This window comes from Breoghania sp. L-A4, assembly GCF_003432385.1.
Lineage (GTDB): Bacteria > Pseudomonadota > Alphaproteobacteria > Rhizobiales > Stappiaceae > Breoghania.
In genome coordinates, this window is the sequence record NZ_CP031841.1 from 1,815,594 (window position 1) to 1,830,509 (window position 14,916).

A 14,916-nucleotide genomic window follows, 5' to 3' on the forward strand; every position below is an offset into this window, starting at 1 on the left:
CCAAGTCCTTGTTTTGGCGCAAATCCGGACGGATAACCGGCATCCACTTATCCTGGATTTGCCCTATGTCGGCCCCTTCGACGGCTTCCATTCCGTGCCGGCCCCGGTCTCCAAGACCTGCCTCGTCCGGTTCGACAGTGAGGAGGATCAGGAAAGGCCCCGGTGGGGCGTTTCGACCAATGCGTGGCATATCTTTGGCGTGGCTTCCAGGGTCTGCTTGACAACCTCTGCGACCTGATCGTCCGACACCGTGCGCGGACGGCCCGCGCGGCATTCGTGAAAATCAACAGGCGATATAGCCGCCCGCAATTTCGAGCGGCAACGGCAATGCCGAGACCACTGGAACCGGTCCGCAGGTGGCCGGTTCCAGTGGATCGCTGTCTATCGCGCAGAACGGACGGAGAAGGCTATTTTCCGGGGGAGATGTCGACCGCCTCGTCATCCTGTTCGTGATACATTCTCGTGACTGTCCTCCGCAGGAATATCAGAAAGTCGTCGATAAACGTGAAGATGACGGGGATGACCAGCAGGCTGAGAAAGGTGGACGTCAGCAGTCCGCCGATCACGACAATTGCCATTGGTTGCCGGAAACTTGAATCGCCACCGCTGAGGCTCATGGCCACCGGCAGCATTCCGCATCCCATTGCGACGGTTGTCATGACGATCGGGCGTGCCCGCTTGTGACAGGCGTCGACAAGGGCGTCAAACCGGGACATCCCGCCGCGCCGCGCCATGATCGCGTATTCCACCAGCAGGATGGAATTCTTCGTCACGATCCCCATGAGCATCAGCAATCCGATCACGGCGGGCATGGAAAAGCTCGTACCCGTCAGGACCAGGGGCAGGAGAGCACCGCCAAGAGACAGCGGCAGTGCCATCAGGATGGTTACGGGTTGCAGGAAGTCATGGAAGAGAAGGACGAGTACGGCATAGATGCAGAAGATGCCGATTGCCATCGCGATGCCGAAGCTTTCGAACAATTCGGAACTGCGTTGCAATTCGCCTTGCTGGACAACCCAGACCCCGCCGCGCTCGACAAGCCTGACGCCTTGCGGCAGGTTCTTGAGTGTCGGCAGTTCTTTCGCTTCGTTGTAAACATCGTTGAGGATTCGTCCGTTGAGTTCAATGGTCAAAGTGATGTTACGGGCGCGGTCGAGGCGGTCGATCTGAGACGGGCTGCCGCCGATGCGAATTTCCGCGATTGAACCGAGATCGACGTTGCCATTCGCGCCACTGACACGAAGGTTTGCGATGTCATCCAACGTTGTCCGGGTTTGAGGATCAAACCGTACGCGGATCGAAATTTGCCGTTGCGACAAATTGAGTTTCGCCATCGATGTGGAATAGTCGCCGTTGGTTGCGACGCGGACCGCCTCGGCAATTGAGTCCGAAGTGACACCGAGCGCCGCGGCGCGTGCGAAATCTGGGACAATCTGTATTTCCGGTGCCTGCAGCGATGCGCTGGAGGTGACGGCGCCGATGCCCTGTAGGGCGCGCAATTCCTCCTCAAGGGCCGCTCCAACTTGATTGAGCGTATTCGCATCATCGCCGGCGAGGGTAATTTCGAGCGCCGTGCCGTTACCGCCCGAACCGACTTCGACCCGGACACCTGGCACGGCTGTCAAAGCCTGTCGGATGTTGTTCTCGATTTTCTGCTGACCCTCCTCCCGGTCGTCGATGGCCGTCAGGTCGACCACAAGTGTCGCCGTTTTGATATCGCTCGTGGCAGACGAGTCAAGCCCGGAGCCTGAGGACCCTGACCCCACGGCGGCGAACACATGCGTGACGTCCCGTACGCCCGAGATGATCTCCATGGCCTTGAGTGCGATGGCGTCGGTTTGTTCGATCGTGCTGCCGGGTTGCAGCGTAAGGGTGACCTTTGTTTGAGAGTCGTCGGACGCGGGCAGGAAGCCTGATTTCAGCAAGGGAATGGCCGACAGGGACAGCCCGAGGAAAATCGCGACCCCGAGCAGTGTCAGGTGGCGATGGCGCAAACAGCGCGTCATGGTTCTCATGTAAGCGCGCATGATCAGACCGTCTTTCTTTTCAACGGGATGCGCTTTCATCATATACGCCGCCATCATGGGCGTTAACAGACGGGCGACAAGCAGTGAGGCCAGCACCGCGACGGAGGCCGTGACCCCGAACTGACGGAAAATCAACCCCGGAATACCGCTCATGAAGGCGGTCGGCAGAAAGACCGCGACCAACGTAAAAGTGGTTGCGATAACGGCTAGACCGATCTCGTCCGCGGCTTCCATAGCCGCTTCCTCAGGCGTTTTGGCCATCTGAAGGTGCCGGGAGATGTTCTCGATCTCCACGATCGCATCGTCAACGAGGATGCCGACTATCAGGGAAAGCGCCAGCAGCGTTATCGTGTTCAGGCTGAAGTCCGCCATGTACATCGCCAGAAAGGTCGGTATGACCGACAAGGGCAAAGCCACCGCGGACAGAAAGGTTGCCCGCCAGTCGCGCAGGAAGAGCCAAACCACGATCACTGCCAGGATCGCGCCCTCGTACAGCATGTGCATCGAGCCGTCGTAGTTCTCGATGATCGGCCCAACCGTGCTGTAAGCCTGAACGATCTCCACTTCGGGATTGGAACTGGCGAATTCCTCCATCGCCGTTTGAATTGCGGAGGCAACGCCCGTGTCCGAAAAACCGTTCGAACGTTTCACCTCCACGCCGATGACCGGCATGCCGTCGAGATAGGCGAGCGACGAGCGATCGGAGAAGCTGTCGGATATAACTCCTAATTCATCGAGGCGAATCTGACTGCCATTCGACAGCGGAATCGAGATCGCCTTGAGTTCTTCCAAAGACGAGACCGCTCCGAGCGTGCGGATCGTCTGCCTGGTTCCTCCGATCTCTCCGCGGCCGCCGGAGGTGTCCGATTGCATCGATTTCAGGCGCGAGGAAACGCTCGCCGCCGTAACACCCAGCGACGCGATCAGGTTCGGGTTGAGATCGACGTGCACTTCGCGGTTGACCCCTCCCAACCGGGTGACTTCGCCGACGCCGTCAACGGTCAGCAACGCTTTGGTCATGTCGTTGTCGACAAACCAGGAGAGCTCGGTTTCGTCCAGGCGCGTTGATCGAACGGCATAGGTAAGCAGCGGGGAACTCTGCACCGTGACTTTCGTCACGCTCGGGGACTCCATTTCCGCGGGCAGGTCCGCCGACGTGCTGTCGACGGCATTGCGCACTTCGTTCAGGGCCTCTTCGCTGTCCTTCTCGAGTTCGAAGGAAACGCTGATCGAAACGGACCCGTCTGTAATGGTCGTGGTGATGTGATCGAGCAGACTGAGCGAGGCGAGATTGTCCTCGATCTTTCGGGCGACTTCCGTTTCCAGCTGAGCCGGAGCCGCGCCTTCGAGAGACGCCGCAATCTTGATCGTGGGCAAATCCATATCTGGAAAATTCTGGACGGCGAGGCGGTCGAAAGCCAGCAGCCCGCACACGGTCAGCAGAATGAAGAGCAGAATAGCCGGCACCGGATTGAGGATTGACCAGGAGGAGACGTTCATTGTGCTTCTCCTGCAATCCTGACAAGGGCGTTGTCCGAAAGGAAGGCGCCACCTGACACGACAATGTTCGCAGATCGATCGATGTCTGAAAGAACTTCGACCTCACCGCCATTGCGCCGGCCTGTTTCGACACGGACCCGCTTGACGCGCCGATCGTCGCCAACGGTGAAGATGTAGTTGATGCCATCGCGGAACACGAGTGCCGTCTCGGGCACGGCAACCGCAGTCGTGGTTTCCAGCTCGATCTGCCCGGTCACGTACAGACCCTCAGGGGGATGGTCCCCGGTCGGGAGCGCAACGTAGGTGATCACGCGGCCCGTATTGGTGCTCACCGTCGGTCCGACCAGTCGGACGCTGCCCTCGACACGCTGGCCGGCCGGTCCAAAGATCGTGGCAGCAAGACCCTGCTTGATACGGGGGACAAAGCGGGCGGACACTTCCGCCTGCCACTCGATGCGCTGCTGCCGCACCAGACGGAAGAGTTCTGTGCCGGAGGAGACCACAGCGCCGAGTTGGGCCGAACGGGACGTAATAAGTCCGTCGTCGACCGCTGTTATCGTGGTTTGATCGACCTTGATCTCCTGGCTTTCTAATTCGGCTTGCGCGGATTTCAGGCTGGCGGCCGCGGTCTGCTCCGCGATTAGGTATTCCGCGACCTTTTCATCCGAAAGTGCCCCGCTGCCTTGCACCTTGCGCGCCCGTTCGGCATTTGTCTTCGCCTGGGCGAGGTCTGCCTTTGCCGTTTCGACCGCGGCTTCTTGCTTGCGCAAATCCGCAAGGGCGGTTTCCTGCGTCAACTGGACTAGCGGCTCGCCCTTCGTGACAATCGAACCGACGTCAACGAGTACTTCCGTAATACGAAGCCCGCTGATCTCGGATGCGATGATGGCCTCGTGCCAAGGCTTCAGCCAGCCGCTCGCGGGAACCGTTTCGGGCCATTGACGCTTAGCCGGCTTGGTGATTTCGACCGTCAGCGCGGCAGCTTCTTGTTGTTGTGCGTGGGACGGTTGACTGGCAAAGGAAAGATATGCCCAGGCAAGCAGGGGCAGAATGCGATAGGTGGGCCGCATCAGAGAAGGCCTCCTTTTGTTATTGTGTGATCGAGTGTCGAGGCACCCGTCTCTGTGTACCAACCTCCGCCCAGAGCCTTGTAGAGCGCAATCCAATAGCGCACTGCGTCGCGGCGAATGCCAATGAGCGTGATTTCCGCCGCTTGCGCCGTGCGGCGCGCGTCCTCCCTGTCGAGCAAGCTCACACCTCCGGCTCTCCAATTGGTATCGACCGAATTGAAATAGGCGCGATAATTGCGCGCTGCGATGAGCGCATCGCCAATCCGCTTGCGGGTGCTCTCCACGCGCACGAGAGCGGTTTCCACTTCCGAGACCGCGTTCAACACACCCGATTTGTAGTTGGCGACTGCCGTATCATAGTCGGCGATTGCGCTCTTGACCGCGGCGCGGCGAGACCCGCCGTCGAAGACGGGAATCGATAGCGCGGGGCCAAAGGACCATGGTGTCGACTGACCCGTCAGCGATGAGCTGGACAAGGTTATCGAGCCGCCGAGGCTCAAGCTCGGGTAGAGGTCCGCCTTTGCGGCGCCGATGTCGGCGACGGCGGCCGCGAGTTCAAGCTCAAGAGCGTTGACATCAGGGCGCTGGCGCAACACATCAGCCGGGACATGCGCGATCTTCAGGTTTTTCGGCGCTGGGATACCGCGCTTGCCCTTGGCCAACAGTTGCCGGACACGCGGTTCATCGTCGCCAGTCACTTGGGTCAGTGATTTGATCAGAACCTCGCATTCGGCGCGCTGCCCCGTCAGGGTCGATGAGGAGGACGCCGCGCTCGCCCGAGCCAGGGCGAGATCGGCACTTGAGATCAAACCTGACTCGGCCGCCTTTTCGGTGGCGCGAATGGTCTCTTTTTGCGACCTGAGCTCGGCGCTATACGCATTTTCAAGCTGCCGGCAGGCGCGGTATTGAACGTAGTAATCGGCGACTTCCGCAGCGAGGGATGCCCGAGCATCGTGCCAATTGGCGATTTGCTCGTGAACCCGCAGGCGCGCCGCCTCGCTGTTCTTCCGGTTTTTGCCGAAAAAATCGATCTCCCAGGAGGCATCAAGGCCGCCGCTCGTCGTCGTGGACACTGAAACCCGGTTATCGCTGTCACCATCGGTGCCGGATCGCGTTAGGGAAGCAGAGCCGTCCAGTCCCGGGAACAGGCCAGCTTTTGCGGACGCCAGCGTTGCGCGCGCCTTGTCGATGTCGGCGATCGAAGAGTCGAGGCTGGGATTTTCCGTCTGCGCATCGTCGATGAGCGCTGTGAGCGACGAATCGTTGAATGTCGACCACCAGGACACGAGATCAGATGTCTGGCCATCATGGGGCAGCGTGGCATGCCATATACTTGCGATTCTGGCATCGGCTGGCCTGAGTTCGGAGAAGCTTGCGCAGCCTGAAAGAAAAAAGCTAATTAGAATAGCGCTATAGCTGAAAATGTTACGATTTTCCACGCTCATCACATTCCTTTACGATCTTGCACGCTGCCGGAGAAGTTAGACGGTCTACTGTAAAGTGCCGTCAAATATCAGTTAAGATATGTAAAATTTGGTGCTTCACCCGACACTGTTTTATAGGTTCTTGTGGCACGAGTAATGGATGTTCCGCATGGAAAAGGTTTTGCTGGTTGATGATGATGTGGAGCTTACGACGCTCCTTAAAGAATATCTTGTAGAGGAAGGTTTTGAGGTTTCGACCGCTCACGATGGGCGCACCGCAATCGGAATAGCATCCTCTAACACCGTCGATATTATCGTGCTCGACATCATGATGCCGCACATGAACGGCATTGAGATCTTGCAGCGTATTCGCCGCAAGAGCACCGTGCCGGTATTAATGCTCACTGCGAAGGGCGATGACGCCGACAGGATTGCCGGGCTCAACCTCGGCGCCGACGATTATGTGCCCAAACCCTGTTCACCCGGCGAACTTGCCGCACGGTTACGAGCGATCCTGCGCCGCGCTGGCCTGGCGGCCGGGGCCGCTTCCGAAATACTGCGGGCAGGAGAGCTAATCATGCATCCAGGAAGCCGGATTGCCGAGTGGCGCGGCGAACCGCTGGAACTGACTGGCACCGAATTTACTTTGCTCGAGGTCCTTGCCCGCAACGCTGGTCAACTCGTCTCGAAACAGGAAATATCCAAACGCGCATTCGGCCGACCCTTGACGCCGTTCGACCGTCGTATCGATGTTCATATCAGCAGTGTCCGCCAGAAGCTGGGGGCAAGAGATGACGGTCAATCCTGGATCCAGTCTGTACGAGGACAGGGCTATCAGCTTCTGCAGGACCGATAATGCAGCGCCTTTTCTGGAAGTTCTTCATCATCATTTGGTTGGCCATGCTGGCCTCGATCGCCGTGTTATTTGCCGCGAGTTCCTTTTTTCAGATCACGCCGCTCGCCAGTGAGATCCAACGTGGACAGCAGACCTTTGCACTTGACGTCGCGATGCGGCTGTTGACCCACGAAGGTGAGAACGCCGCCATTGCGTTCGCGATCCAAGCGGCCAACGCGCAAAAGTCGGTCAAACTGACGGTCGCCAAACAGGAAGCATCCGCAGGCTGTGAAATCAAAACGCAGGGTTATCAGCGTACTGTTGAAAGAAATGGCGCTTGCTACAGTATTGTTCTTCACGCTCACGAGCAGGGCTTTGTTTCGGCAACTTGGCCCAGACTTGTGCCTTGGCTGTCTGCTTTGCTGGCGGCGGCAATCGCTGCGTTCTGGCTCGCGCAGTATCTTGTCCGGCCTGTCGGCTATTTGCGCAGCGGGCTGAGTGCTCTTGCACGCGGCCGCTTCGACATGCGCATCGGCGATAAAATGAATGGCCGTAAGGACGAGGTCGCTGCCCTTGCGTATGACTTCGATACCAGCGCCGCGCGTTTGGAGCAGCTGCACAAAACCCAGCAACGCCTGTTTCACGATGTGTCGCACGAGCTGCGCTCGCCGCTGTCGCGCCTTCAGGCTGCGGTCGGCGTTCTACAGCAGAACCCGGCCAAGCTCGATGTCGTGATGGAACGTATGGTTCGAGAAGTCGAGCGCATCGACGGATTGATCGATGAGATACTCACGCTCGCCCGGCTGGTGGATGGATCGAGGGATGCGATCGAATTGCAGACGCTCGATGTTATCGAACTGCTAAACGATATTGTCGCGGATGCGGCTTTTGAGGCTCAAGCCCGCAAGATCGCGGTCACGCACCAAGGCGCGCAGTCATTCGTCGCGCAAGTCAACGGGGAACTGATCTATAGGGCGTTGGAGAATGTCATTCGTAACGCCGTCAAATACACGTCTGACCGCGCGAAGGTCTCCATTCGATCTCAGGTCAAAGACGATAGGCTGCATATCCTCGTCGTGGATGAGGGCCCAGGCGTGGCCGAATCCGATCTGGAACGGATTTTCCAGCCATTTTCGCGCGGTGAAGATGCCAATGTCCTAAATGGCTACGGCCTAGGCTTGGCAATTACCAAGCATGCCATCGAAAGACACGGCGGGGCGATCTCGGCCACGAACGCCGACGGTGCAGGTTTGGCTGTCGCGATGGACATCGCGCGATCAACCCATTGAGGTATCCATGCAGCAATATGGAAACGATATCAGACTGACGACAAACCACCTCAGTGATCTCCGTCGTTCTCGACCTTGTGCCGAGGATCCATTCTTTCAAGGGCTTATATATGATCGGGACAGGCAAGAGCACGACGAACGAGAGGTCGGTGGGCTTTGTCATCAAGCTCGCTATTTGCCTGCTTTTCTGTCTCGTTGCTCACGAACGGTCATCTGCTCCCACTCTGTATTGGAGTATGTTCGAGTCATTTGTCCGTCCCTTGTCGTCGGTCAAGTGCAAGCGCCGAGCCGGAGCCGGAGAGGTAGTAAAATGCTTTTTCCAGACAGGCTTGCGGATCGCCGATCCTGGATAAAGTCTTTCCGACTATTTTTCCAGGATGACGATGGAGAGGGCGGAATACATCGTTATTGTTTCAATCGCCACTCCAAACACGTGAGGCGAAGCCGGGCGTTGATCTGGGATCCGCGCACCGGTCCCGGGTCTCGCTTGCGCTCGCAACCGATGCGCCGCGACCTCACGGTTTCAATCGCCAAGCCCTCGTCCGCCGGTCCCGGATCTCCGTTGATCCCGCGTCCACACGTGACGACGGTGACGAAAACAGTCCCGATGCCCCGTATCGAAACCGGGTTGATGACGAAAGCCAAACAGAGACCACATCCGAAGCCGTTGATCCTCATCTTTGATTTAGAATAAAGACTTTCAACGGAGATCGCCGCTTACTGCCCCGGTTTCCAAAGGAGTGCACGCTTTTGAATATGCGCGGTATCACGAAGAAAACGGCTGTCCTGATGGTGGTCCTGCTCGCGGCGGGGGCCGCGGGCACGTGGAACTGGTGGCAGAATCAGCAAGACCAACTGCCGGAAGGCATCGTGTCCGGAAACGGACGCATCGAGGCGAATCAGGTCGACATTGCCGCGATATCGGCCGGGCGCATTAAAAACGTGCTGGTCCAGGAAGGCGATCTGGTTTCAGCCGGGCAGGTGCTTGCTCATATCGATACGACGGAGTTGCGGGCCCTGCGCGCGAAATATGCTGCGGATCTTGCCGCTGAGGAAGCCTCGATGCAGGAAGCCAAAGCCACTGTCGTTCAGAGAATGGCGGAGTTGGCCCTTAAGGAAGCGAACCTGCGCAGGGCGCTCTCTCTGTTTGAAAGGGGCACTGTCAGCGAACACTCCCGTGATGAGGCGCAGAGCGAGCACGATGTCGCGAAAGCCATTCTCGAGGCAGCCGGGAAGAACGTTACGGCCCGCGAGCGCTCCATCGATGCGGCGCGTGCGCTCATTGACCAGACGGACGCCCAGATCGCTGATGCGACGCTTTCCACGCCCGCGAAGGGGCGTGTTCTTTACCGGTTGGCGAATCCCGGAGAGGTCGTGAGCGCCGGCGGCAAGGTGCTGACCATCGTCAATCTCGCCGAGCTCTACATGGAGATTTATCTGCCGATGGGCGAGGCGATGCGCGTTCCGATCGGTTCTCAGGCGCGTATCAAGTTCGACGATGCCGAGTTCGCGATTCCGGCCAAGGTGAGCTTCGTGTCTCCGGAGGTCCAGTTCACGCCGAAGCAGGTCGAGACGCGTAGCGAGCGCGACAAGCTTGTCTTCAGGGTCAAGCTGCGAATTCCGCCGAGCCTAATAGAACGCCACCTGGAGATGGTGAAGTCGGGCGCGCGCGGGACCGGCTATGTCCGCCTCGACCCGAATCCACCGGAGTGGCCCGACTTTCTTCAGAAGCGCTTCGAAGGCGATCCTCTCGATGCGGAGGATTGACGATGGCGAACGATCCAATCGCACGCGTTTCCGGCGTCACCCATCGCTACGGTGAGGTCTCGGCGCTTCTCGATGCGTCGCTTGAACTTCCGGCAGGCCAGATGGTTGGCTTTATCGGGCCCGATGGAGCGGGCAAATCGACCTTCCTAGGATTGATCGCCGGTACGCGCCGGATACAGTCAGGCAGCGTGGCGGTCCTGGGCGGAAACATGGCGAATTCCGCTCATCGCCGGGCGGTCTGCACCCGTATCGCGTACATGCCGCAGGGCTTGGGCAAGAACCTCTACCAGGAAATCAGCGTCGGGGAGAACCTGGCGTTTTTCGGCACGCTGTTCGGTCTTTCCCGGCTGGAGCGCGATGCCCGTATCGAGCGGCTTACCACCGCGACCGGGCTGCGGCCTTTCCTTGACCGCCCAGCCGGCAAACTCTCGGGTGGCATGAAGCAGAAACTCGGGCTTTGCTGCGCCCTTATCCATGACCCGGAACTTCTGATCCTCGATGAACCGACCACGGGCGTCGATCCTCTGTCGCGCCGTCAATTCTGGGCCCTGATCGCCGACTTGCGCCGTGAGCGGCCGGGAATGAGCGTGATCGTGTCCACGGCCTATATGGACGAGGCGACCCAGTGCGATTGGCTGGTCGCCATGGATCAGAGCAAGATACTCGCTTCCGCGGCGCCCGATGAACTGCGGGCAGCCACGGGAGAAGAGGATATCGAAGCCGCCTTCATCGCCCTCCAGCCGGGTCGTGAAGCCGGCCGGGCGCGTCTCGTCATTCCGCCGCGCGTGCCCGGCTCGCAGCCGCCCATAATCGTGGCAAAGGATTTGACCCGTCGTTTCGGCACGTTCATCGCAGTGGACAATGTCAGTTTCACGATAGAGCAAGGCGAGATCTTCGGGTTCCTGGGCTCCAACGGTTGCGGCAAGACCACAACGATGAAGATGCTGACGGGACTTCTGGCCCCGAGTAAAGGGAAAGCGGAAGTTTGCGGAAGTGCCATCGATGCCGGCGATTTATCGGTTCGCCGGCGCGTCGGCTTCATGTCGCAGTCCTTCTCGCTTTATGGCGAGTTGACGGTGAGCCAGAACCTCTTTCTTCACGGACGCCTGTTTCATCTCGCCGGGGCGCGGATCAAGGAGCGGGTCGACAAGTTGTTGACGGATGTCGGTCTTACGGACTACGCCGATGCCGAGGCGAATTCGCTGCCTCTGGGCGTGCGCCAGCGTCTCTCGCTCGCGGTCGCGATCGTCCACGATCCGGAGCTTCTGATCCTGGATGAGCCAACGTCCGGCGTCGATCCGCTGGCGCGAGACGATTTCTGGAGACTGCTCGTCGATCTGTCGCGCAACCGGGGCGTCACCATATTCATTTCGACGCATTTCATGAACGAGGCGATGCGGTGCGATCGCATCTCATTGATGCATGCCGGCCGGGTGCTCGTCTGCGACGAGCCGGAGAAAGTCATTGCCTCCGGAAACGGCGCCGATCTGGAGGAAGCCTTTATCTCGTATATTGAACAGGCTGATGCGCCGCAGCCCGGTGAACCGCCTGCAATCCCGCAGATGCCGGTCGCTGCGGCCGCCCCGCCCGAAGCCTCTCCCTCCCGGCCCGCATACATGCCTCTCCGGCGTTTGCTGGCCTACGCCCTTTGTGAAACCCGGTCGCTCATGCGCGACCCGATCCGGCTTGCCTTCGCCTTCATCGGCTCCTTTGTCATGCTGCTGATCTTCGGCTTCGGTATGTCGAGCGATGTCACCAACCTCAGCTTCGCGGCCTTCGATCATGACAGCACTCCTGAGAGCCGCGCCTATCTCGCGAATTTTTCCAGCTCCAGCTATTTTACGGAGAAATCGCCGATACGCAGCCTTCAGGAGATGGAAGACCGCCTGCGTTCGAACGACATTGCTCTGGCCATCGAGATTCCCCCGAATTTTGGCTGGGCGGTGACGCGCGGATCGGACTGGCAGATCTCGGCCTGGATCGATGGGGCCAATACGTCCCGGGCCTCAACCATCGAAGGCTATGTGCAGGAGGCGCACAATCTCTTCTCCGAACAGCGGGAGCGCGAGTCGAGTTCGACGGATCGCTCCATCGGGTCTGTCTCCGCCCAGGTTCGCTATCGCTACAACCCCACCGCCGAGAGCATCTACGCCATCGGGCCCTCCGTACCGGCGATGCTGCTCATGATGTTTCTTGCCATCATCATGGCGGTCAGCGTTGCCCGGGAAAAGGAGATAGGCACGATCGCCAACTTCTATGCGACGCCGACGACGCGGCTGGAGTTCCTTCTTGGAAAGCAATTGCCCTATATCGGCGTCGGTCTCGCCAATTTCGTGATCATGACGGCCACAGTCCTTTTTCTGTTCGAGGTGCCGCTGAAGGGAAACGGCTACGCGCTGGCCATCGGCGCGCTTCTTTATACAATGGCCTCTACCGGTTATGGACTGTTCATTTCCACGTTTACCAAGAGCCAGGTTGCCGCGGTTTTCGCCGGAGCGGTCCTGTCGATGCTGCCGACGATGCAGTTTTCAGGGATGATGCAGCCGGTCTCGACGTTGGAAGGCGGCGCGCGGATCATGGGCTACATGTGGCCGACCTCCCACTACATGAGCATTAGTGTCGGAGCGTTCACCAAGGGACTTGGCTTCGCTGATCTGTCGACGGAACTGATGGCGCTCGCCGTGTTTCCGCCTGTTTTTCTGGCACTTGCGGCGCTCCTCTTGAAAAAGCAGGAAAGGTGACCATCGTGAGCCCGGCTAACATCTTCTGGCTTGGAACCAAGGAGCTTCGAGCGCTGGGGAAGGACACTATGATGATCCTCTTCATCGTCTGGTCCTTCGGCGTCAGCATTTACACGCAAGCGAGCGGCGGTGGGGAGACGGTCAACAACGCTGCGATCGCGTTCGTCGATGAAGATCAGTCGCGACTTTCGCGCACGATTGCCGCGCAATTTTCCCCACCGTATTTCCAGTCCGCCAAAACCATCGATGTCTCAGATATCGACCCGGCGATGGACAAGGGGCTTTACACCTTTGTCGTAGTCATTCCGCCAGGCTTTGAAAAAGATACGATCAGGCAGCGCGACACCGAATATCAGCTTCTTATCGATGCGACAGCCTCGCAACAGGCGGGACTCGGTTCCAGTTACATCCAGAATTACATCTCGGATGTGATAAGCGACTACCGTCAGGAGTATGAACAGACCGACGGCCTTTCCTCCAATCTCGTCATTCGCCGCGCTTTCAATCCGAACGGAACGCAGTCCTGGTTCAGGGCAATCGCGGGTCTGGCCGATCAGCTGTCGCTGCTGGTTATTATCCTAACCGGTGCGGCGCTTCTGCGGGAGCGGGAGCACGGCACCATTGAGCATCTCATGGTAATGCCGATCTCGGCCCTTGAAATCGCCCTCGCCAAGGTGTGGGCGAACGGCTTGGTCATCATCGTCGCCTTTATTGGCTCGCTGCTGTTCGTGATTGAGGGAGCGCTTGACGTTCCCATTGCCGGTTCGCGCACGTTGCTGCTTCTCGGCACGACGATTTACGTCTTCGCGGCCGCCGCCATCGGCATCTTCCTCGGCACCCTCGCGCGCACCATGGCCCAGTTCGCGCTGCTGATGATAATGACCGTCATGCCGATGATGATGCTGTCCGGGGGAATGTCCCCGATCGAGAGCCAACCGCAATGGGTTCAATATGTCACATGGTTTCTCCCATCCCGTCATTACATCAGCTTCATGCAGGCGATTGTCTACCGGGGCGCGGACTTTTCAATCGTCTGGGAGGAGTTTGCGACCGTGCTGATGATGGGGATCACCTTTCTTGCGGGCAGTCTGCTTGTGTTCCGGCGTTCCCTGTCGGCGATGCACTGATACCAAAGAGCGTCGATTATGACCCGGTCGGATCGGTCAAAATCAACGCACTTTGGTGGGAGGCTGCCCGGACACCGTTTCGGTCACTCGGCGGAACGCGCGCGAATGCGGCGTTGAATTGATCAATATGTCGCCTGCGCTCATATGATGCCAGCGGCCGCAATTATCGAACAATCGTCGCCGGTCAGGCGGGGCGCGAAAAGCCGGGCCATTCAAGTGGGGCGGACCACCGGAAGGTCAGTTGCGGAGCAGAACCAGTGGGCCGATCTTGGTCACCGTTAGGTCCAGGGCATGTTCAAGAAACGCAAGCGCGGCAAACGTATCTGAAGTCGCGATGGTGCCGCTGGTCCGCCGGTCGGACAAACGGCGGCCCGCGATCACGACCTGACCGCCAAAGTGCCGTTCAATTTCCTCGATCACATAGGAAAGCGGGGCATTGTCAAGAACCAGCGGTCCGCGGCGCCAGGCAAGCGCGGTGGCCGCGTCCTTGGCGGTTACTTCGCTGAGGTTGTCGGCGCTGCTGTAGCCGACGCGTTCCGCTTCGTTCAGCCGCAGTTGTGTGTGTTTGGGATCATCGATTTCCACCAGGACGGCATTGTGCGCCACGGTGATTTCGGTCTCTTCGTCTCCGCGACGAATGTCGAAGGCTGCACCGAGCGCGGTCACCCGCGTCGACACTGAAAGGGCGGGCCGGATCATTTGCAACCTCAAAGTAGGCCTCTCCTCGCAGCAGGAGAATGCGCCTGACCTGGTTGGAATAGTCGACTGCGATTGCGGATTCCGCATTCCGCATTCATATGGACTGTTGATCCGTCATCAAGCTCGATGACAGGCAGTTCCGCGACTCCGGAAATGACATCGGCCTGCAAGCGCATCGGCCCGTCGAGGTAGAGGAACAGGCCTGCGACAATGGTGAGGCCGAGCAAGCCGCTGGTTACGGTCTTGCGCGAGCGTGCGGATTTGGCCTTGAAAGACTCCAGGGCAGGATCGGATTTTATCGCCGTGCGGGCATCTCCCAGCAATTGCTCGGCGGCGTCATAGGCGCGCTGGTTTTCCGGATCACGCTCCAGCCACTGGCGGAATGCCTGTGAACCGGCAAGCAAGATTGCCCCCGTAGCGGGGTGATCGGCGTTCAA

The 14,916-nt window shown here is 59.0% G+C and carries 10 protein-coding genes; 5 read left to right on the plus strand and 5 right to left on the minus strand.

Annotated features, from left to right (window positions below):
• Positions 1-407: 407 nt before the first annotated feature.
• Genes D1F64_RS08430 through D1F64_RS08440 form a run of 3 tightly spaced genes read right to left on the minus strand, consistent with a single transcriptional unit; the run spans position 408 to position 6,042 of the window.
• A complete protein-coding gene (locus tag D1F64_RS08430) occupies positions 408-3,527 on the minus strand; it encodes an efflux RND transporter permease subunit (protein ID WP_117412079.1) in 3,120 nt (1,039 codons plus the stop codon).
• Positions 3,524-4,597: an efflux RND transporter periplasmic adaptor subunit gene (locus tag D1F64_RS08435; RefSeq protein WP_117412080.1), complete on the minus strand. Its 1,074-nt coding sequence runs from the start codon at positions 4,595-4,597 to the stop codon at positions 3,524-3,526. Before D1F64_RS08435 ends, D1F64_RS08430 begins: the two co-directional genes overlap by 4 nt.
• The gene (locus tag D1F64_RS08440; protein ID WP_117412081.1) at positions 4,597-6,042 is read right to left on the minus strand and encodes an efflux transporter outer membrane subunit; all 1,446 of its coding nucleotides are present in this window, start codon (positions 6,040-6,042) and stop codon (positions 4,597-4,599) included. The genes D1F64_RS08435 and D1F64_RS08440 overlap by 1 nt, the downstream gene beginning before the upstream one ends.
• 148 nt (positions 6,043-6,190) lie before the next feature.
• Here D1F64_RS08440 and D1F64_RS08445 point away from each other — a divergent pair, with 148 nt between their 5' ends.
• The 5 genes from D1F64_RS08445 (at position 6,191) to D1F64_RS08465 (ending at position 13,780) form a co-directional block, all read left to right on the plus strand.
• Positions 6,191-6,877 (plus strand): response regulator transcription factor, encoded by a 687-nt coding sequence (locus D1F64_RS08445; protein WP_117414506.1) that lies wholly within the window; start codon positions 6,191-6,193, stop codon positions 6,875-6,877.
• Positions 6,877-8,145: a HAMP domain-containing sensor histidine kinase gene (locus D1F64_RS08450; protein ID WP_117412082.1), complete on the plus strand. Its 1,269-nt coding sequence runs from the start codon at positions 6,877-6,879 to the stop codon at positions 8,143-8,145. The genes D1F64_RS08445 and D1F64_RS08450 overlap by 1 nt, the downstream gene beginning before the upstream one ends.
• 756 nt (positions 8,146-8,901) lie before the next feature.
• A complete protein-coding gene (locus tag D1F64_RS08455; RefSeq protein ID WP_117412083.1) occupies positions 8,902-9,912 on the plus strand; it encodes an HlyD family efflux transporter periplasmic adaptor subunit in 1,011 nt (336 codons plus the stop codon).
• 2 nt (positions 9,913-9,914) lie between these two features.
• Positions 9,915-12,653, plus strand: coding sequence for a ribosome-associated ATPase/putative transporter RbbA (gene rbbA / locus D1F64_RS08460; RefSeq protein WP_117412084.1), 2,739 nt, complete (start codon positions 9,915-9,917; stop codon positions 12,651-12,653).
• 68 nt (positions 12,654-12,721) lie between these two features.
• The gene (locus D1F64_RS08465) at positions 12,722-13,780 is read left to right on the plus strand and encodes an ABC transporter permease (RefSeq protein ID WP_248304666.1); all 1,059 of its coding nucleotides are present in this window, start codon (positions 12,722-12,724) and stop codon (positions 13,778-13,780) included.
• A 237-nt stretch (positions 13,781-14,017) separates the two neighbouring features.
• Here D1F64_RS08465 and D1F64_RS08470 read toward each other — a convergent pair whose 3' ends face one another.
• Together D1F64_RS08470 and D1F64_RS08480 are read right to left on the minus strand one after the other, a co-directional pair.
• Positions 14,018-14,479: a FecR domain-containing protein gene (locus D1F64_RS08470; protein WP_248304667.1), complete on the minus strand. Its 462-nt coding sequence runs from the start codon at positions 14,477-14,479 to the stop codon at positions 14,018-14,020.
• Between the two features lie 8 nt (positions 14,480-14,487).
• On the minus strand, positions 14,488-14,916 hold the full coding sequence (locus tag D1F64_RS08480) for a DUF4880 domain-containing protein (RefSeq protein ID WP_162901424.1): 429 nt from the start codon (positions 14,914-14,916) through the stop codon (positions 14,488-14,490).